The sequence below is a fragment of the Haloferax massiliensis genome (genome assembly GCF_001368915.1).
Taxonomy (GTDB): Archaea; Halobacteriota; Halobacteria; order Halobacteriales; family Haloferacaceae; genus Haloferax; species Haloferax massiliensis.
This window is the reverse complement of sequence record NZ_CSTE01000002.1, coordinates 188795-205716: the sequence shown is the minus strand read 5'-3', so window position 1 is coordinate 205716 and position 16922 is coordinate 188795. Positions and strand designations below refer to the sequence as shown.

The 16922-nt window shown below is 67.0% G+C and carries 23 protein-coding genes and 3 tRNA genes; 19 read left to right on the top strand and 7 right to left on the bottom strand.

Annotated features, from left to right (window positions below):
- Positions 1-108: 108 nt before the first annotated feature.
- Positions 109-840, top strand: a complete 732-nt coding sequence (locus BN996_RS05215; protein ID WP_089777475.1) for a GNAT family N-acetyltransferase — start codon at positions 109-111, stop codon at positions 838-840.
- A 205-nt stretch (positions 841-1045) separates the two neighbouring features.
- On the opposite strand, the gene BN996_RS05210 is transcribed toward BN996_RS05215, so the two are convergent.
- From BN996_RS05210 to BN996_RS05190, 5 genes are all read right to left on the bottom strand, one after another.
- Positions 1046-1129, bottom strand: a tRNA-Ser gene (locus BN996_RS05210).
- A gap of 46 nt (positions 1130-1175) precedes the next feature.
- Positions 1176-1931, bottom strand: coding sequence for a hypothetical protein (locus BN996_RS05205; RefSeq protein WP_089777474.1), 756 nt, complete (start codon positions 1929-1931; stop codon positions 1176-1178).
- A gap of 81 nt (positions 1932-2012) precedes the next feature.
- Entirely contained in the window at positions 2013-2648 is a 636-nt protein-coding gene (locus BN996_RS05200) for a uracil-DNA glycosylase (protein WP_089777473.1), read from the bottom strand.
- Positions 2649-2865: 217 nt separating this feature from the next.
- Positions 2866-3165: a DUF7976 family protein gene (locus BN996_RS05195; protein ID WP_089777472.1), complete on the bottom strand. Its 300-nt coding sequence runs from the start codon at positions 3163-3165 to the stop codon at positions 2866-2868.
- Positions 3162-4202, bottom strand: a complete 1041-nt coding sequence (locus BN996_RS05190) for an Mrp/NBP35 family ATP-binding protein (protein ID WP_089777471.1) — start codon at positions 4200-4202, stop codon at positions 3162-3164. Before BN996_RS05190 ends, BN996_RS05195 begins: the two co-directional genes overlap by 4 nt.
- A gap of 193 nt (positions 4203-4395) precedes the next feature.
- Here BN996_RS05190 and moaA point away from each other — a divergent pair, with 193 nt between their 5' ends.
- The 3 genes from moaA to BN996_RS05175 all read left to right on the top strand — a co-directional run bounded on the left by moaA (position 4396) and on the right by BN996_RS05175 (position 6941).
- A complete protein-coding gene (gene moaA, locus BN996_RS05185) occupies positions 4396-5358 on the top strand; it encodes a GTP 3',8-cyclase MoaA (RefSeq protein WP_089777470.1) in 963 nt (320 codons plus the stop codon).
- Between the two features lie 54 nt (positions 5359-5412).
- Positions 5413-6282, top strand: a complete 870-nt coding sequence (locus tag BN996_RS05180) for a universal stress protein (protein WP_089777469.1) — start codon at positions 5413-5415, stop codon at positions 6280-6282.
- Between the two features lie 185 nt (positions 6283-6467).
- Entirely contained in the window at positions 6468-6941 is a 474-nt protein-coding gene (locus BN996_RS05175; protein ID WP_089777468.1) for a zinc ribbon domain-containing protein, read from the top strand.
- 59 nt (positions 6942-7000) lie between these two features.
- Here the strand turns inward: BN996_RS05175 and BN996_RS05170 are convergent, their stop codons facing one another.
- Positions 7001-7348: a thioredoxin family protein gene (locus tag BN996_RS05170; RefSeq protein WP_089777467.1), complete on the bottom strand. Its 348-nt coding sequence runs from the start codon at positions 7346-7348 to the stop codon at positions 7001-7003.
- Between the two features lie 206 nt (positions 7349-7554).
- Between BN996_RS05170 and BN996_RS05165 the strand changes: the two genes are divergently transcribed.
- The 14 genes from BN996_RS05165 to BN996_RS05100 all read left to right on the top strand — a co-directional run bounded on the left by BN996_RS05165 (position 7555) and on the right by BN996_RS05100 (position 15001).
- Positions 7555-7639 (top strand) — tRNA-Ser (locus tag BN996_RS05165).
- A 23-nt stretch (positions 7640-7662) separates the two neighbouring features.
- Positions 7663-8166, top strand: coding sequence for a 30S ribosomal protein S13 (locus BN996_RS05160; protein WP_089777466.1), 504 nt, complete (start codon positions 7663-7665; stop codon positions 8164-8166).
- Entirely contained in the window at positions 8163-8690 is a 528-nt protein-coding gene (locus tag BN996_RS05155) for a 30S ribosomal protein S4 (RefSeq protein WP_004043028.1), read from the top strand. Before BN996_RS05160 ends, BN996_RS05155 begins: the two co-directional genes overlap by 4 nt.
- Positions 8687-9079, top strand: coding sequence for a 30S ribosomal protein S11 (locus tag BN996_RS05150; RefSeq protein ID WP_004043027.1), 393 nt, complete (start codon positions 8687-8689; stop codon positions 9077-9079). The genes BN996_RS05155 and BN996_RS05150 overlap by 4 nt, the downstream gene beginning before the upstream one ends.
- Positions 9080-9085: 6 nt before the next feature.
- Complete coding sequence (locus BN996_RS05145) at positions 9086-9865, top strand: DNA-directed RNA polymerase subunit D (RefSeq protein ID WP_089777465.1); 780 nt, start codon at positions 9086-9088, stop codon at positions 9863-9865.
- A gap of 144 nt (positions 9866-10009) precedes the next feature.
- Positions 10010-10094: transfer RNA gene (locus BN996_RS05140), tRNA-Leu, on the top strand.
- A gap of 26 nt (positions 10095-10120) precedes the next feature.
- Positions 10121-10471 (top strand): 50S ribosomal protein L18e, encoded by a 351-nt coding sequence (locus BN996_RS05135; protein ID WP_004043025.1) that lies wholly within the window; start codon positions 10121-10123, stop codon positions 10469-10471.
- On the top strand, positions 10468-10905 hold the full coding sequence (locus BN996_RS05130; protein ID WP_089777464.1) for a 50S ribosomal protein L13: 438 nt from the start codon (positions 10468-10470) through the stop codon (positions 10903-10905). Before BN996_RS05135 ends, BN996_RS05130 begins: the two co-directional genes overlap by 4 nt.
- Positions 10899-11297 carry a 30S ribosomal protein S9 gene (locus BN996_RS05125; RefSeq protein WP_004969360.1) on the top strand — a complete coding sequence of 133 codons (399 nt, stop codon included), beginning with the start codon at positions 10899-10901 and terminating at the stop codon, positions 11295-11297. The genes BN996_RS05130 and BN996_RS05125 overlap by 7 nt, the downstream gene beginning before the upstream one ends.
- 12 nt (positions 11298-11309) lie before the next feature.
- Positions 11310-11504: a DNA-directed RNA polymerase subunit N gene (locus BN996_RS05120; RefSeq protein ID WP_004061330.1), complete on the top strand. Its 195-nt coding sequence runs from the start codon at positions 11310-11312 to the stop codon at positions 11502-11504.
- Entirely contained in the window at positions 11501-11677 is a 177-nt protein-coding gene (locus BN996_RS05115) for a DNA-directed RNA polymerase subunit K (RefSeq protein ID WP_004043021.1), read from the top strand. Before BN996_RS05120 ends, BN996_RS05115 begins: the two co-directional genes overlap by 4 nt.
- A gap of 4 nt (positions 11678-11681) precedes the next feature.
- Positions 11682-12881, top strand: coding sequence for a phosphopyruvate hydratase (eno, locus tag BN996_RS05110; RefSeq protein WP_089777463.1), 1200 nt, complete (start codon positions 11682-11684; stop codon positions 12879-12881).
- Positions 12878-13663, top strand: a complete 786-nt coding sequence (rpsB, locus tag BN996_RS05105) for a 30S ribosomal protein S2 (RefSeq protein ID WP_089777462.1) — start codon at positions 12878-12880, stop codon at positions 13661-13663. Before eno ends, rpsB begins: the two co-directional genes overlap by 4 nt.
- 177 nt (positions 13664-13840) lie before the next feature.
- Positions 13841-15001, top strand: a complete 1161-nt coding sequence (locus BN996_RS05100; protein ID WP_089777461.1) for an MBL fold metallo-hydrolase — start codon at positions 13841-13843, stop codon at positions 14999-15001.
- Between the two features lie 27 nt (positions 15002-15028).
- On the opposite strand, the gene BN996_RS05095 is transcribed toward BN996_RS05100, so the two are convergent.
- On the bottom strand, positions 15029-15847 hold the full coding sequence (locus BN996_RS05095) for a VOC family protein (RefSeq protein WP_089777460.1): 819 nt from the start codon (positions 15845-15847) through the stop codon (positions 15029-15031).
- A 110-nt stretch (positions 15848-15957) separates the two neighbouring features.
- Between BN996_RS05095 and BN996_RS05090 the strand changes: the two genes are divergently transcribed.
- The gene (locus BN996_RS05090; RefSeq protein WP_089777459.1) at positions 15958-16920 is read left to right on the top strand and encodes a zinc-dependent metalloprotease; all 963 of its coding nucleotides are present in this window, start codon (positions 15958-15960) and stop codon (positions 16918-16920) included.
- Positions 16921-16922: the final 2 nt, after the last annotated feature.

Sequence of the window (16922 nt, the reverse complement as noted above, 5' to 3'; positions counted from 1 at the left end):
TCTGTTGATATCTGTCATGCGGGACGCCGCTGCCGAGCCGCGCCGACTATGCTGTTTGCTATCCATGAACAAGAAATATACGCGTGGCACACTATCGTTCTTGGAGTCATGCGAGCGACCGAGCGCCCGACGTTCGAATCCGAGGCCAGCAAGCTGATTTACGAGTACGTCGAGCGGCACGGCACCGCCAAGCGAAACGTCCTCCTCGACGTCGCGCCCGTTCCCTCCGACGAGTTCCGGAGCGAACTCGACCGGCTGAAGTCCCGCGGCTATCTCGAAGAAGACGGCGGCACGCTCCAGTTGGCGCTCGACGTGGGCGCTATCGAGGAACACGAGACCGACGCCGGCGTCGTCACCATCCGGCCGGGCCGCCAGCGCGACTTCGAGGGCCTCATCGACGCGATTCGCGACGTGACCTCCGAGGAGACGTACGTCGTCGCCGAGACCATCGCCGAACAGCTCCTCTACGACGAGGCGGTCACGCGCCACAACCGCGTCGAGTCCCGCGTGTTCTTCGTCGCCACCATCGGCGAGGAGGTCGTCGGCTGGACGCATCTCGACCTCCCGCAGGTGTCGCGCATCCGCGAGACCGCCCAGCAGACCGTCGGCGTCAAGGAGGACTACCGCGGGTCGGGCATCGGGAGCCTCCTGCTTCGTCGCGGCCTCGACTGGGCCGAGGCCAACGGCTTCCGGAAGGTGTACAACAGCGTTCCGATGACGAACGACCGCGCGCTGGAGTTCCTCGGCGACCACGGCTGGGAGACCGAGGCGATTCGCAGAGACCACTACACCATCGGCGACGAACACATCGACGAGGTGATGATGGCGTATCAGTTCTGAGTTGGTCGGGGGCTGTTAGTCGCTTTTTGTGGGGTCGTTGGTGTCGCGTAGTAAGTGCGGTGGGACTGGGATTTGAACAACGCCGAGACGGTCCCTCGCCCCGCTCGGGCTGCGACTCGTCTCGTTCAAATCACAGTCCGTCTCCGCGTCACGCGTTCACCGGAGACGCGCAGCTAAACCTGCGCGTCTCGGTTCTCTGAGAATGCGGTGGGACTGGGATTTGAACCCAGGATTCCGTGAGGAAACCTGCTTTCAAGGCAGGCGCGTTAGGCCACTCCGCCATCCCACCTTCACACGGGAATTTTGAGTCGGACACCTAAGTGTTGTCGCTTCGCTCAGTCGCGGACGAGTTCCAACACGCCGTCGGTCGATTCGACCCGAAGCCCCTTCTCGAAGACGAACGTCGTCGTGTGCTCGGGGACGAGCCGCTCGGATTCGACCCGCGAGCGGAGCATCGGGACGACCGTGGCGAGGTCCGCGCCCGTTTCGAGGACGGGCAACATCGGGACGTAGTCGAGGCCGTGGCCCGCGTCGTCGGCCGCCTCGGCGAGCGTCTCGACTTCCGGCTCCGCGTAGGCGTCGGTGAAGTCGATTGGGTCGAGGAAGCCCGAGAAGTAGACCCGACCTTCCGTCGAGGGACCGAGGACGACCGGCGTGCTCCGGAGCTTCATCGCCGCGCTGTCGATATGGGTGCGGCCGAGAAGCGGCGCGACCGGGCGGACGACGGCGACCGAGTGAACTTCCTCTTCGGTGAGGAGGTGCGAGACGGTGTTGCCCGCTCGGGCGGAGAACGTCGAGCCGACCTGCGGCTCGAACCGCGCGTCGTCGGTGCCGCCGAGGGCGTCGGCGACGACGCTCCGAACCTCGGCCTCCGAGTCGTGGTCCCCGGCGAACTCGTCGGGGATGTCGTCCTCGGCGCGGTAGTTGACGAGGAGGTCGCCGCCCGACCGCTCGACGGCGATACAGACGTCTTTGAGCATCGCGGCGTAGAGCTCCGCGGCTTCGGACTCGGAGAGCGGACTCGTCTCAGCGAGTTCCGAAAGCACCAGTCCCGGCCGCGGCGGTTCGGCGAGTACGGCGATGACCGTCATACCCTCCCCTCGCGCCGGGGAACCCTTGAACCCGCCGCTTGCGGGGCGCAGTCGCGGACGCCTCGAACCCGGCGGGCCGCCTCAGCGACTCTGCCGCCCCTTCGTCTGCCGGTAGTCCCGGGCGAACACGGACTCGCGGACGTGTTCGACGAATGCCTCGGCGTCGGCGTCGGTCAGGCGCTCCGGCTCCTTCATCGGGACGAGTTCGAAGCCGCGGCCGCGGATGGTCGTCGCGTGCTCCGCGTCGACGTCGAAACTGTCGGCCGCGCGCGTGGTGTAATCGAAGGCGAGCGCCTCCAGTGCGGCCTGTCCGACGGGGACGATGATGTGCGGGTTTATCATCCGAATCTCCGCGTTCAGGTAGGGCTCGCAGGTCGCCACTTCGTCGTCGGTCGGCCCGCGGTCGGGGTGTCGACAGCGCGTGAGGTACGTGAAAAAGACGTTCTGTACGTCCGGCTCGTCGGCGTCCGGGTCGGAGCGAACGAACCCGAGGTCGCCGAGGACGCGCTGGACGCGCTGGCCGGCCTCGTCGCCGGTGAAGGGAACGCCCGCCCGCTCCGCGGCCGCGGTCGGAGCCTCGCCGACGAACAGGAACTCCGCGCCCACGTCGCCGTAGCCGTGGACGACCCGCTCGCGCGTCTCGCAGAGCGCCGAGCAGTTCGTGCAATCGGTGTCCATCGAGAAGGGGTTCCGGAACTGGCGTTGGTGTGCGTCCACACCCTCGAATTCGGCTCCGGAACCAAAACCCGCCCGGTCGGCGCAGGTTCTCAGTTCGTCCGACCTCCAGTCCGCGGTGAAAGTGAACACGAGGCGACCGGGCGGATGAGTCGCCGGCGGCGACGCTGGCGGTCGAATCACGGACTCGAAGAAAGCGGAAGTGAACGTCCGGGGGCGGACGCCCGTCGGGGGCTTGGGAGACGTGGTTTCGAACGCTTCAGCGGTCGATGCCGCCCTGGGCCTTGATGTCCATGATGTGACGGACGTTCAGGTATATCTCCTCGGGCGAGGTGTCGCCGTCGGGGTCGTAGAGGTCGCTGACGCGGTAGAGGATGGCCGACACCTGTCGGCTCTCGGAGGACTCGCCGTAGATGTCGTCGGCGATGTCGCGGAGGAACGCGACGCGCTCGGGGTCCGCGGGGAAATCGGCGTCCGAGTCCGGAGCCATCTCCCAGTCGACTTCGTCGGCGTCGCCGTTCACGTCGGCGTCACCGTCCAGTCGGCCGTCGTCGCTCATCGCTCGCTGACGGTCCGCCGCTGGACGACGCCGACCATGTCGGCGATGTTCTCGGTCATCACGCGGAACGCGTCGGCCGTCTCGTCGTCGTCTTCGAGGACGATGGGCTTGCCGCCGTCGCCGCCCTCGCGGACGGCCGGGTCGAGCGGGAGCGCCCCGAGGAACGGCAGGTCGTTCGACGCGGCGAACTCGCGGCCGCCGCCCGCGCCGAAGATGTCGTGGCGGTTGCCGCAGTCGGGACACCGGAACGTGCTCATGTTCTCGACGATGCCGAGGACGTTCGTGTCGTGCTTGCCGAACATCCGAAGCCCCTTGTTGGCGTCGTCGAGGGCGACGTTCTGCGGGGTCGTGACGATGACCGCGCCCGTGAGCGGGAGCGTCTGGAGGATAGACAGTTGTGTGTCACCGGTGCCCGGCGGCAGGTCGAGGACGAGGTAGTCGAGACTGCCCCACTCCACGTCCTCAACGAGTTGCGTGAGCAGTTGGTGGACCATCGGGCCGCGCCAGATGACCGGGTCGTCGTCGCCGACGAGGAAGGCCATCGACATGAGCTTCATCCCGTACTTCTCTGGCGGGACGATGGTCTGGTCTTGGGTCGCCTGCGGCGCTTCCTCGGCGGCGACCATGCGCGGGACGTTCGGTCCGTAGATGTCGGCGTCGAACAGACCGACGCGCGCGCCGAGCTTCGAGAGGCCCGCCGCGAGGTTCACGGCGACCGTCGATTTCCCGACGCCGCCTTTCCCGGAGGCGACGGCGATGATGTTCTTCACGCCGGGGAGCACCTCCTCGTCGGGGTCGCGGTCGGTCGGAATCTTGGCGGTGAGGTCGGCCTCCAACCCGTCCTCGGCGAGGACCTCGCGGATTCGACGGCCGATGTCCGTCTCCGCCGGGGAGTACGGGGCACCGAGCGCGAGCGAGATGCGGGCGGTGTCGCCGTCCACCTCGACGGCGTTCACCAGTCCGAGCGAGACGATATCGTCTCCGAGGTCGGGGTCCTCGACCGACCGCAAGCGGTCGCGTACGTCGGCTTCGTCCATGTCCGTCACTCCGGCGGTGCGGCCGATAAGGGTTTTGTAAGGTCTCGTCGCGCGGTGACGGTCGCAGGTGGCGACCCGCATCGCCGCCCACACCGCCACCGACTTCGAGACCCCGAGAACGTAACGGGTTCCAGTTACTCCGTTCCGGTCATCGACAGCGAATTTATCAACGTACACTCCCAGGATTCGGTATATGGTGCTGGTGGACGACTTCGACCGCGAGGTAACTGGCGTTCGAATCTCTCTGACCGACCGGTGTAACTTCGACTGCGTCTACTGCCACAACGAGGGACTGGGCGACACCCGCGGGCCGATGGACGCCTCCGACGAGGAGATGAGCGCCGACGACGTGGTCCGCTTTCTCGAAGTCGTCGAGGAGTACGGCGTCGAGAAGGTGAAATTCACCGGCGGCGAGCCGATGCTCCGCGCGGACCTCGAAGAGATTATCCGGCGGACGCCGGACTCGATGGAGACCTCGCTTACCACCAACGGGACGTTCCTCGGCGACCGCGCAGAGGACCTCGTCGCGGCCGGCCTCGACCGCGTGAACGTCTCGCAGGACGCCCTCGACCCCGAGGCGTTCGCGCAAATCACGAAGTCCGGGGCGTACGACAAGGTGATGGAGGGCGTCAAGGCCGCGGTCGACGCCGGCCTCACGCCCGTGAAGCTCAACATGGTCGTGTTCACGAAGACCGCCGGCCACGTCGAGGAGATGGTCGAGTACGTCGCCGAAAACGAGGGGCTACAGCTCCAACTCATCCAGTACATGCCCGAACTGACGGGCCGCCCGGAGTGGAACATCGACATCGAGCGCGTCCACCGGTGGCTGGCCGACCTCGCCGACGAGGTGGAGGTCCGCGACATGCACCACCGCCGCCGCTACTACGTCGGCAAGGGCATGGTCGAAATCGTCGACCCCGTCGAGAACCCCGAGTTCTGCGCCAACTGCCACCGCGTGCGCGTGACGCACGAGGGATACCTGAAGGGCTGTCTCAACCGCAACGACGACCTGCGCCCGATGGGCGAGATGACCCGGGAGGACATCCGCGAGACGTTCGAGGCGGTCGTCGCCAACCGCGTCCCGTACTACGGCGAGTACCTCGTCCGCGACGGCGACGACGGCTGGACGATAAACGAGGAGTACATCGGCGCCTGAGCGTCGGTCGCCCCGACGCGCGAACTTTTCTCCTCCGACGACCTCTCGGGGCGCATGACTGTCACCGCCGAGCGAGTGGTCCTCGCGACGGACGGAAGCGCCGCCGCGGCGACCGCCGCGGCCCACGCGCTGTTTCTCGCCGGCGTCCTCGATGCGCCGCTCCACGTCGTCTCCGCGACCGGTGTGCCGTCCACCGCCGCGTCCGGGACGACTGAAACCGAGACCGCCGGGCCGTCCGCCAGCGCCGCCGTCGAAGCGGAGGAGGCCGTCGGCGCGGTCACGCGTCGGGCGCTCCTCGCGGGCGTCCGTCTGACCTCGGCAGTCGTCGGCGGCCCGGCCGTCGTCCTCGGTCGCCACGGCCGGTCCGGCCCCGGTCGGTTCCTCGTCGGGTCGGTCGCCGAGCGCGTCCTCGACGCGCCGCCGGTCCCGACGCTCGTGGTCCCGTCGGCGTCGCCTCGACCGACGTACCGACGGATTGCGCTCTTCGCCGACGACGTGCCCTCGGCGGAGCCGGCCGCAACGTTCGCTCGCCGCATCGCCGCGGCGACTCGCGGGGTTCTCGAACCGCTCGCGGTCATCGACGAGCGCGCCGTCGAGACGGCGTCGCCCGACACGCGCCGGACGCTCGAAACCGAGGCGAGAGGCCGCGTGAACGCCGTCGCTGCCGCGGCCGCGAGAGACGCCGTCGAGTCCGGTGGGACCGTCCGAACCGGCGTTCCCGCGGCCGAACTGCTGGCGCACGTCGAACGGACGGGAGCCGATGTGGTCGTCGTCGGCGTCGACGGGGCCGATGAGGCTCAGGGCGGCGGGGACCGCACCGCGAGAACCGTTGCCGGGCGAATCGTCCGCCACGTCGGGGTTCCGGCGCTCGTCGTTCCGAGCGCGGGCGACGGCGATACCATCGACTCGCCCGGGCGACGATAACTCGCTGAGACTGTTTCGGGAGCGCCGCGCCGGTTCGCGTGGCTCACTTTATGTGTCCGCTCCACGTCGGTTCACGTGTCCATGTGCGTTCGGTCACTCGGCGTCAGAGGCGGACGTGCGACCGCGTTCGCTCGCCGCGTCTCACGAACGGAACTCTCATGAGCGAGAACCAACCCAATCCACGTATGTCCGCACTCACGAAACACCGCCCCTGGCTCGCCGCGATACTCGGCCTCATACTCACGGGGCTCGGGCATCTGTATCTGCGACGCTGGCGGCGGGCCGCTCTCTGGGTGCTTCTCACGTTCGCGGTGTCCGCGCTGTTCGTTCCGCCGGAGGCGTTCGACCCGCTGTCCGTCGGGGAGGCGATACCGCCGTCGGAGTTCGTCGCGGTCCTCTCGGAACTGGTGCCCATCCTCGCGGTGAGCTTCGTGAGCGTCCTCGACGCCTTCTTCCTCGGCCTGCGACAGGCCGCCGAAGCGCAGGCGCAGGCCGACCGCTCCGCCGCCGAAGACGCCGACACCGACGCCTCGGCGGCGACCGTCGCCGACCCCGATTCGGACACCGTCACGTGCCCCGAGTGCGGCCGTGAGGTCGACGCTGATCTCGGCTTCTGTCACTGGTGTACGACCCGCCTCGACGAACCGACCGACCGCTGAGACTGCCACCGCGGGGTCGAAAGAGCGCCCCCACGGAGGCCGAACCGACGCGACCGACCTTACCGCTCTTTCTCGACGAAGTCGACGACCGCCTGCGCCCCTTGGAAGCCGTCGGCGAGGCGGTCGACGAGTTCGCCGTCTTCGAACAGGAGGAGCGTCGGGACGCTCCGAATCGTGTACCGCTCCGCGACCGACATATCCGTCTGCGGGTTCAGCATCGCGACGACCACGTCGGTGGCTTTCGAGACGTTGCCGAGGACGGGTTCGATGCTCTGACACAGCGTACAGCCCTTCGTGTAGATGTCGAGGAGGACGCGGTCGTGTTCGGCCACGAGGGCGTCGAGCTCCTCGGCGGTGTCGATTCGCACGGGCTTCGTCGGCGCGGTCGCGGACTCTGTCGAACTCATTGGCGGGAATACGTAACCGCAGTTATTATGATTTTGGTGAGATTGTGTAACACGCCACAGTTCGGCGGCGAGCGGCGGTGACTCGGGCTGTCACGCGAGGTCCCTTTCGTGATGTTTAAGTAATGCCCCCGTCTCGTAACGGATGCAATCGATGTAGGGGAATGTCGTCCCCGAGTCCGGAAGGGCGAAACTAACACGACCGAAGTGTTGCGGTAGCCAAGCCTGGCCCAAGGCGCTGGGTTGCTAACTCAGTGGCGTCAAGCCCCCGGGGTTCGAATCCCCGCCGCAACGCTCACAACACGACTTCCAAAGTCATGAGTGCAGAAGAACCACAGGACGGCTCTCCGGAGGAGGAAGAGGACCTCCGTTACTTCATCCGAATTGGTCAGACCGACCTTGACGGAACGAAGACGGTAGAGCGCAGTCTGACGGACATGAAGGGTATCGGCAAGCGCACAGCGCGCATCATCGCCGACGCCGCGGAAGTGAACCGAACGGCGCTGTTCGGTAAGCTCCCCGAAGGCGAGATCGACTCCGTTGTCGATGTCGTCGAGAACTTCGAGGACCACGCCCCCGAGTGGATGGCAAACCGACGGAAGGACTTCTTCTCCGGTGAGACCGACCACATCACGGGCTCGGACCTCGAAGAGAAGCGGCGGCATGATATCAACCGCATGAAGATGATCAGCTCCTACAAGGGCGTTCGACACCAGCGCGGCCAGAAGGTTCGCGGCCAGCGGACGAAGTCCACTGGACGTACCGAAGGCACCATCGGTGTCAACGTCGAGGAGATCAAGGAGGCGCAGGCTGAAGAATGACGACGGGTAACAACACCAAGTTCTACGAGACCCCGAACCACCCGTTCCAGGGCGAGCGCATCGCGCAGGAATCGGACCTCCTCTCTCGGTACGGTCTCAAGAACAAGGAAGAACTCTGGCGCGCGCAGTCCGAACTGCGCAACCTCCGCCGCGAGGCGCGACGCCTCCTCGGCGAGGCCCAGGGTGACGTCGAAGAAGCCGAGTCGCTCGGTGCCGAGTTCATGGCGCGCATGCGCCGCTACGGCATCCTCTCTGCGGAGGACGACATCTCCCAGACGCTGCGTCTCGACGTGACCGACATCCTCGAACGTCGGTTCCAGACGGTCGCCTACCGCAAGGGGCTCGCACAGACGCCCCAGCAGGCCCGTCAGTTCATCGTCCACGGTCACGTGACCGTCGACGGTGCGCGGACGACCGTCCCCTCCCGCAAGGTCGAGGTCGACGAAGAGGACACCGTGGCGTTCGACGAGACGTCGAAGCTCGCGGACGAACTGCACCCTGAGCGCGCGGAGGCCCAAGAATGAGCGAATCCGAAACCGGTGACAAGTGGGGCATCGCCCACGTTCACGCATCGTTCAACAACACGCTCATCACGGTGACTGACATCACGGGCGCCGAGACGATCGTCAAGTCGTCCGGCGGTTCCGTCGTCAAGCAGAACCGTGACGAGGCATCTCCGTACGCGGCCATGCAGATGGCAGAGAGCGTCGCCGACCAGATCAAGGCGGCGGGCATCGCCGGTCTGCACGTCCGCGTTCGCGGTCCCGGTGGCAACGGTAACAAGAGCCCCGGACCCGGCGCACAGGCAACGATTCGCGCCCTCGCTCGCGCCGGTCTCGAAATCGGTCGCATCGAGGACGTGACGCCGATTCCGCACGACGGAACTCGCGCGCCGAAAAACAGCCGACTCTAACACACCATGGTAAACGACTTCCAGGTCGAGTTCATCGAACGCGAAGACCGACGCGCCCGTTTCGTCGCGCGCGGTCTGACCCCGGCGCTAGCCAACGGCATTCGCCGGGCGATGGTCGCCGACGTGCCGACGTTCTCCATCGACACCGTTCGGTTCGTGGAGAACACCTCGGTCATGTTCGACGAGATGATCGGGCTTCGTCTCGGTCTGGTTCCGTTGACCACGCCTCTCGACGACTTCGAGCCCGGTGACACCGTCACCGTCGCGCTCGAAGTCGACGGGCCGGCAACCGCCTACTCCGGGGACATCGAATCCGCGGACGACATGGTCGTCCCGGCGGACGAGAACATCCCCATTATCGAGCTGAAGGAGGGCCAGCGCCTCGAATTTGAGGCCGACGCCGTCCTCGGTTACGGAAAGGACCACGCCAAGAACCAAGGCGGGGTCGCCGTCGGCTACCGACACCTCCAGCGCGTGGAGGTCGTCGGCGACGCCGGCGAGTTCGATGAACAGGAGCCGAACATCCTCCGCGGCGTCATCGAAGAGGCCGCGGCGGAGCACGCCGAGGGGGACGCCGCAGACGGCGACCTCGTCGCGACGGAGACGTTCGGCAACGACCTGACGGAGCGGTACCCCGGTAAAGAGGTCGAAGTACACGACGTGCCCGGAGCGTTCGTCTTCAGTGTGGAGACGGACGGTTCGTTCGACGTCGACGAGCTCGTGACGCGCGCCGTCGCCTCCTTGGGCGACCGCGCGGCCGAACTCGAAGAGAAGGTCGCACTGTAAGAATGAACGCTGCCCCGTCTCAACACCGACGTTCGCCCGCCCCGCGAGGGGTCACTGCCACCGATAGCGTGGCGTGTGACTCCCTCACGACGGCGGGTCGGACCGAAGGTGTTTTTACGGGGCATGAAGTACAGCGGAATGCTTGCAGGGATAGCCAAGTCTGGCCAACGGCGCAGCGTTCAGGGCGCTGTCTCATAGGAGTCCGCAGGTTCAAATCCTGCTCCCTGCACTCCGCTTTCTCTCTGGAGGTAGACAATGAGTAAGACGAACCCGAGACTCAACAGTCTCATCGCCGAGCTGAAGGCGGTCTCGCGTGAGTCCGGTGCCAACGTCTGGCAGGATGTCGCGGACCGTCTCGAAAAGCCACGGCGCACCCACGCGGAAGTCAACCTTGGTCGTATCGAACGATACGCTCAGGAAGACGAGACCGTCGTCGTGCCCGGCAAGGTGCTGGGTAGCGGTGTGCTGCAGAAGAACGTCACAGTCGCGGCCGTGGACTTCTCGTCCACCGCTCGAAAGAAGATCGAGCAGGTCGGCGACACCGTGACGCTAGAACAACTCGCTGAACAGAACCCCGACGGGTCCAACGTACGGGTGATCCGATGAGCCTCGCAGAATTCGACGCAGACGTCGTTGTCGACGCTCGAAACTGCATCGTCGGCCGCGTCGCCTCGGAGGTCGCACAGCGCGCCCTCGCGGGCGATACGGTCGCCGTCGTCAACGCGGAAGACGCCGTCATCACGGGCTCGGAAGAGGACGTGATGGCCAAGTACAGAAAGCGCGTCGAAGTCGGTTCGGACCAGGGTCCGTACTACCCGAAGCGTCCCGACCGCATCTTCAAGCGTGCCATCCGCGGCATGCTTCCGTACAAGAAGCCCCGCGGCCGCGAGGCGCTCTCGAACGTCCGCGTCTACGTCGGCAATCCGTACGACGAAGACGGCGAGATGCTCGAAGACACCTCGCTGGACCGCCTTTCGAACATCAAGTTCATCTCGCTCGGAGAGGTCTCCGAGAAGCTGGGTGCTAACGTCACATGGTAACGAACACGTCCGGTAAGAAGAAGACCGCAATCGCCCGCGCCACCGTGCGCGAGGGCGAGGGTCGAGTCCGAATCAACTCCCAGCCGGTCGAGCTGGTCGAGCCGGAGATGGCCCGCCTCAAGATGCTGGAGCCGTTCCGCATCGCAGGCGAGGACCTCCGCTCGCAGGTCGACATCGACGTGCGCGTCAACGGCGGCGGCGTGGCCGGTCAGGCCGACGCAGTCCGCACCGCGCTCGCTCGTGGGCTGGTGCAGCACCTGAACGACGCGGAGCTTCGCGACGCGTACATGGAGTTCGACCGCTCGCTTCTGGTCAACGACGTTCGCCAGTCCGAACCCAAGAAGTGGGGCGGACCGGGCGCGCGCGCTCGTTACCAGAAGTCCTACCGCTGAGGTGATCTAACCATGATGATTCCCGTCCGGTGTTTCACCTGCGGCACAGTGATCGGCGAACACTGGGACGAGTTCAAAGCCCGTGCTCGCGAGGGAGACGAGGACCCCGCTGATGTCCTCGACGACCTCGGGGTCACGCGTGCCTGCTGCCGGCGGATGATGGTGTCGCACAAGGACCTCGTGGACGTCGTATCCCCCTACCAATGATGCAACGGTACAACCGATACGAGAAGGCACGCATCCTCGGCGCGCGAGCGCTGCAGGTCTCCTACGGGGCACCGGTTCTCGTCGATTCGGAACAGACAGAACCGATATTAATCGCTGCCGAGGAGTACGACGCAGGTGTACTTCCGTTCACCGTCAAACGAGAGGGTAAGTGACAACATGACACGAATCACATCCGTAGCTCTGCGCCGCGTGCTCGACTCCCGTGGGAACCCGACTGTCGAAGCCGACGTGCTCACCGAATCCGGTGGGTTCGGTCGCGCTGCGGCCCCCAGCGGGGCGTCCACCGGCGAGTACGAGGCAATCGAACTGCCGCCGACCGAAGCAATCGCCGCCGCGCGGCGACACGCGGTTCCCCGACTCGTGGACGAGGTCCACGCGGGCAACCAGCGCGAGGTCGACGCGACGCTCCGCGCCGCCGACGGCTCCGAGAACTTCTCGGAAATCGGCGCGAACAGCGCGGTCGCCATCTCGATGGCGGCGGCCAAGGCCGGTGCCGACGTGCTCGGTGCGCCCCTGTACCAGCACCTCGGCGGCGCGTTCCGCGGCGACAACTTCCCGACGCCGCTCGGGAACGTCATCGGTGGCGGTGAACACGCCAAGGAAGCGACGAACATCCAGGAGTTCCTCGCCGCGCCGGTCGGCGCGCCGAGCGTCTCCGAAGCCGTCTTCGCCAACGCGAAGGTCCACGCCCGCGCGTCCGAGATTCTCGACGAGCGCGACGTGCCCGCCGCGAAGGGCGACGAGGGTGCGTGGGCGCCGCCGGTGTCGGACGCCGACGCGTTCGAAATCATGGGCGAAGCGGTCTCCGACGTCGAGGACGAACTCGGCTTCGAGATCGGCTTCGGTCTCGACATCGCGGCCTCGGAGATGTTCGAAGACGGCGTCTACCACTACGGTGACGAGACGAAGACGACCGACGAGCAGATCGACTACGTCGCCGAGATGGTCGACGAGTACGACCTCGTCTACGTCGAAGACCCCCTCGACGAGAACGACTACGAGGGCTTCGCGGAACTCACAGAGCGCGTGGGCGACCGCACGCTCATCTGCGGTGACGACCTGTTCGTCACCAACGTCGACCGTCTGCAGGACGGCATCGACGTGGGCGCCGCGAACTCCATCCTCATCAAGCCGAACCAGATCGGGACGCTGACCGACGCGTTCGACGCCGTCGAACTGGCCTCCCGAAACGGGATGGACGCCGTCATCTCTCACCGCTCCGGTGAGACGGAAGACGCGACCATCGCACACCTCGCCGTCGCAACCGACGCGCCGTTCATCAAGACTGGCACGGTGCAGGGCGAGCGAACCGCCAAACTGAACGAACTCATCCGCATCGCGGACGACGCAGTATGAGCGACAACGAAAACGACGCGGTGGAGGTCGCCGACGAGGAACCCGAGACGGAGACCGAAGCGGTCGCCGAGACGGAACCCGCCGAGGCCGCCACCGAAGACGAGACAGCAGAGACCGCCGAGGCGGCCGACGACGCCGCCGAGGCCGAAGAAGAAGCAGAGCCGGAACCGGCCTTCGACGAGGACGTCATGCCCGACGAAGACGCCGACCTGCTCATCCCGGTCGAGGACTACCTGGCCGCCGGTGTCCACATCGGTACCCAGCAGAAGACCAAGGACATGGTCCGGTTCATCCACCGTGTCCGCGACGACGGGCTCTACGTGCTCGACGTCAGCCAGACGGACTCGCGAATCCGCACCGCCGCGGACTTCCTCGCGAACTACAGTCCGGAGCAGATTCTGGTCACGTCCTCCCGCCAGTACGGTCGCTTCCCGGCCGAGAAGTTCGCCGACGCCGTCGGCGCTCGCGCCCGCACGGGCCGCTTCATCCCGGGAACCCTGACGAACCCGGACTACGCCGGCTACATCGAACCCGACGTGGTCGTCGTCACCGACCCCATCGGTGACGCGCAGGCCGTCAAGGAGGCCATCACGGTCGGCATCCCGGTCATCGCGATGTGCGACTCCAACAACCAGACGTCGAACGTCGACCTCGTCGTCCCGACGAACAACAAGGGTCGGCGCGCGCTGTCGGTCGTCTACTGGCTGCTGGCCAACGAGACGCTCGACCGCCGCGGCTCCGACACCGTCTACGCCCTCGAAGACTTCGAGGCCGAACTGTAGTTCGGGACGACCTTTCGATTCGACTTTTCTGACGCCCGCCCGGTGAGCGGCGGCGCTCTCTTTCGGGTCAGCCGCGGTTGCGAAACGCCGACCGCGCGTCGATTCGCCGCCGCGCGAGAGCCGTGTCAGCCGCGCCCGCCACAAACGGTTTTGTGCGTCGTTCCCATAGCTAGGCACATGAGCAAACTCCTCCACCAGCTCACCGTGGGCGAACTCGCCGACCGACTGGACGCGGGCGACTCGTTCACCGTGATCGACACGCGGCCGCCGGAGAGCTTCGAGTCGTGGCACATCGAGGGCGCGGTCAACGTCCCCTTCCACCCCGTCGACGGGCTCGGCGGCGACTGGGACTGGGACCGCGTCGGCGACCTCGCCGCGGAGGGGCCGGTCGTCGCTATCTGCGGGAAAGGACTGTCCTCGACGTCGTTCGGCTTTGAACTCGCGGCGCGCGACTACGACGACGTGGAGGTCGTCAAAGGCGGCATGGAAGACTGGAGCAAACTGTACGAGGTGGTCGAACTCGACACCGGCGACGACGACCTGTTCGTCGCGCAGGTCCAGCGCCGCGCGAAGGGCTGTCTCGGCTACGTCGTCGGCTCGCGGTCGGCCCGCGAGGCGGTCGTCGTGGACGCGACCCGTCAGACCCACGAGTTCGAACTCGTCGCCGCCGACGCGGGGCTGACGATCACTGGTGTGCTCGACACACACATCCACGCCGACCACGTCTCGGGGGGACGCGCGCTCGCCGACCGACTCGGCGTGCCGTACTACCTCGGGTCGGAGGCAACCGACCGCGACGTGGCCTACGAGTTCACCGCGCTGGACGACGGCGAGACGCTGGCCGTCGGCGACTACGAGGTCGAGGCGATTCACGCGCCGGGGCACACCTCGGACATGACGAACTACCTCGTCGACGGGCGGTTCCTCTGCACCGGTGACACGCTGTTCGTCGAGTCGGTCGGCCGGACGGAACTCCAGTTCGGCGATGCGGACGCGTCGACGGGCGCGGAACTCCTCTACGAGACGCTCCACGACACGCTGTTGTCGCTTCCCGACGAGACGCGCGTCCTCCCCGGCCACGTCTCCGTCGGGGCGGACGGGCGCTACGGGGTCGCCGCGCCGGGCGAACTCGTGAGCGCGACGCTCGGCGACCTGCGTTCGGAACTCGACCTCCTGTCGATGGACGAGGCGGCGTTCGTCTCTCGCGTCTCCGAGGACACGCCGGAAAAGCCGGCGAACTACGAGCGCGTCATCGACATCAACACCGGCCGCGCCGCGGTCGGCGACGAGGAGGAGGCGACCGAACTCGAACTCGGCCCGAACAACTGCGCCGCCTGAGCCCGTCGTCCGGATTCAATCGGCGGTTCAGGGGAGTTCCACCGCACCCAACCGACCGTCGAACAGGTCGTGGTCGAACCACGCCATGCGGCGGTCGCTGTAGCGAATCTCGGGGCCGAGCGACAGCGAGTTCCGTGCCCGGTCGAGGTCGGTGACGCCGACGAGGAACGCGCACGGCCCCTCGCCGACCGCCTCGATGCGTTCCCCGAGCGCGCCGTCGCCGGGTTCGCACAGGGCGAGCGGCGTGCCGGGAAGCGTGGCGAACGCCGAGAACGGGCCGTTGATATCGACCGGCGAGGGGTAGCGGTGTCGCCGGGCGAACAGCGCCGCGGTCGCCTCGCGGTCGGCGGTTGCGACGACGACAGTGCGGAGTCCGCGGACGGCGGCGTTTCGCACAGCGGTCGGAACGCGGTAGCCCCGCGGGGTGCGGTCGCGGATGAAAAAGGGGAGTCGCTGGTCTGTGCCCTCGAAGCACATGTCCCACTCGACGAGGCGGCCGTCCGGGCGGGCGCGGGAGGCCTCGTGCGGGCCGTCGACTGGAAGACCGGCGTCGATGGCGGCCTTGGCGCTGGCGGCGGCGTCGTCGGTCTCCAGACACCACGCCGCGGGGCCGGCGTCGGTCGCGAGGTGGTCGGGCCAGAAGCCGGCGTCCTCGGCGTCGGTCCCGAGCGTCGGCGCGATGAGTTCGAGGTACGACCCGTCGGGGAACGGAACGACGGCCATGTGGGTCGTTCCGGTCCCGTGTTCGCCGCCGTAGGTCGGCGTGAGACCGACCTCGTTCGCGGCCGCCCGGAGTTCGTACAGCTCGGTACCACCGAACGCGACGTGGTCGATGGTTCGGTCCATACGCCCCCCACGTCTGACTCGATATAGTGTCTAGGGTCGTCGTGTCTGCGAATCGGCGGGTTCGAACACCCCGACCGAAGCGTTTTGCGTCCGGACCGCCACGATACGGTATGAACCTCTTTCGGAGCGTCAGAGCGGTCGCGGACGCTTCGGCGACCGGCTCCGGCACCATCGACTGGGACGCCGTCACCGAGGCCGCGAAGTCAGCGACCGAGCCCGGGTCGCTCGACCTCACGGACGCCGAGCGCGCGGGCTACGCGGCCGACGTTCGCGACGCGCGCGACCGACTGTCGGCCGTCGCCGAGGTCGAGTTCGACGTGCCCGAGGTCGTCGAAGTCCAGAACCGACACCACTGGATAGACGCGAACGTGGCGACGTTCCGCCGGGTGATGGCCCCGTTCGAAGAACACGGTCCCGCGGTCCTCCCCGGCGTCACGCGCGCGGTCAACACCGGGTCGTTCGCCTTCGTCCTCTCGTTTCTCGGCAACAACGTCCTCGGGCAGTACGACCCGCTCCTCCTCGCCGAGGGCGACGACGACCACGGCCTGTACTTCGTCCACCCGAACATCCGCCGGGTCGCCGACAGCCTCGACGTGGACTACCCGCGGTTCCGCCGTTGGATCGCCTTCCACGAGGTGGCGCACGCCGCGGAGTTCGGCGCGGCCCCGTGGCTCTCGACGCACCTCGAATCGCGGATGCAACGCGGCGTCGACGCCCTCGTCGACGGCGACATCGACCGCGACGCGTTCCGCGAACTCGACACGGCGATGACCGCCGTCGAGGGCTACGCGGAACTGCTGATGGACCGAGCGTTCGACGACGACTACGAGGACCTCCGCCGGAAACTCGACGAGCGTCGGCAGGGCGGCGGCCCGGTCGCCAAACTCGCGCGGCGACTCCTCGGCCTCGGACTCAAGCGCCGGCAGTACGAACGCGGCGCTCGCTTCTTCGAGCACGTCGCCGACGAGCGCGGCGTCGCCGCCGCGTCGCGGGTGTGGGACCATCCGGAGAACTTACCGACCGACGCGGAACTGGACGCCCCCGAGCGATGGCTCGCTCGGGTGTCGCCCTGAGT

What these genes read in the sequence shown, in the direction of transcription:
- BN996_RS05145 (WP_089777465.1), top strand. Translation starts at nt 9,086, where the DNA reads ATGGTAAACGACTTCCAGGTCGAGTTCATCGAACGCGAAGACCGACGC.
- BN996_RS05100 (WP_089777461.1), top strand. Translation starts at nt 13,841, where the DNA reads ATGAGCAAACTCCTCCACCAGCTCACCGTGGGCGAACTCGCCGACCGA.
- BN996_RS05170 (WP_089777467.1), bottom strand. Translation starts at nt 7,348, where the DNA reads ATGAGTTCGACAGAGTCCGCGACCGCGCCGACGAAGCCCGTGCGAATC.
- eno (WP_089777463.1), top strand. Translation starts at nt 11,682, where the DNA reads ATGACACGAATCACATCCGTAGCTCTGCGCCGCGTGCTCGACTCCCGT.
- BN996_RS05150 (WP_004043027.1), top strand. Translation starts at nt 8,687, where the DNA reads ATGAGCGAATCCGAAACCGGTGACAAGTGGGGCATCGCCCACGTTCAC.
- BN996_RS05190 (WP_089777471.1), bottom strand. Translation starts at nt 4,202, where the DNA reads ATGGACGAAGCCGACGTACGCGACCGCTTGCGGTCGGTCGAGGACCCC.
- BN996_RS05160 (WP_089777466.1), top strand. Translation starts at nt 7,663, where the DNA reads ATGAGTGCAGAAGAACCACAGGACGGCTCTCCGGAGGAGGAAGAGGAC.
- BN996_RS05180 (WP_089777469.1), top strand. Translation starts at nt 5,413, where the DNA reads ATGACTGTCACCGCCGAGCGAGTGGTCCTCGCGACGGACGGAAGCGCC.
- BN996_RS05205 (WP_089777474.1), bottom strand. Translation starts at nt 1,931, where the DNA reads ATGACGGTCATCGCCGTACTCGCCGAACCGCCGCGGCCGGGACTGGTG.
- BN996_RS05090 (WP_089777459.1), top strand. Translation starts at nt 15,958, where the DNA reads ATGAACCTCTTTCGGAGCGTCAGAGCGGTCGCGGACGCTTCGGCGACC.
- BN996_RS05155 (WP_004043028.1), top strand. Translation starts at nt 8,163, where the DNA reads ATGACGACGGGTAACAACACCAAGTTCTACGAGACCCCGAACCACCCG.
- BN996_RS05135 (WP_004043025.1), top strand. Translation starts at nt 10,121, where the DNA reads ATGAGTAAGACGAACCCGAGACTCAACAGTCTCATCGCCGAGCTGAAG.
- BN996_RS05195 (WP_089777472.1), bottom strand. Translation starts at nt 3,165, where the DNA reads ATGAGCGACGACGGCCGACTGGACGGTGACGCCGACGTGAACGGCGAC.
- BN996_RS05095 (WP_089777460.1), bottom strand. Translation starts at nt 15,847, where the DNA reads ATGGACCGAACCATCGACCACGTCGCGTTCGGTGGTACCGAGCTGTAC.
- BN996_RS05130 (WP_089777464.1), top strand. Translation starts at nt 10,468, where the DNA reads ATGAGCCTCGCAGAATTCGACGCAGACGTCGTTGTCGACGCTCGAAAC.
- BN996_RS05125 (WP_004969360.1), top strand. Translation starts at nt 10,899, where the DNA reads ATGGTAACGAACACGTCCGGTAAGAAGAAGACCGCAATCGCCCGCGCC.
- BN996_RS05120 (WP_004061330.1), top strand. Translation starts at nt 11,310, where the DNA reads ATGATGATTCCCGTCCGGTGTTTCACCTGCGGCACAGTGATCGGCGAA.
- BN996_RS05215 (WP_089777475.1), top strand. Translation starts at nt 109, where the DNA reads ATGCGAGCGACCGAGCGCCCGACGTTCGAATCCGAGGCCAGCAAGCTG.
- BN996_RS05115 (WP_004043021.1), top strand. Translation starts at nt 11,501, where the DNA reads ATGATGCAACGGTACAACCGATACGAGAAGGCACGCATCCTCGGCGCG.
- BN996_RS05175 (WP_089777468.1), top strand. Translation starts at nt 6,468, where the DNA reads ATGTCCGCACTCACGAAACACCGCCCCTGGCTCGCCGCGATACTCGGC.
- rpsB (WP_089777462.1), top strand. Translation starts at nt 12,878, where the DNA reads ATGAGCGACAACGAAAACGACGCGGTGGAGGTCGCCGACGAGGAACCC.
- moaA (WP_089777470.1), top strand. Translation starts at nt 4,396, where the DNA reads ATGGTGCTGGTGGACGACTTCGACCGCGAGGTAACTGGCGTTCGAATC.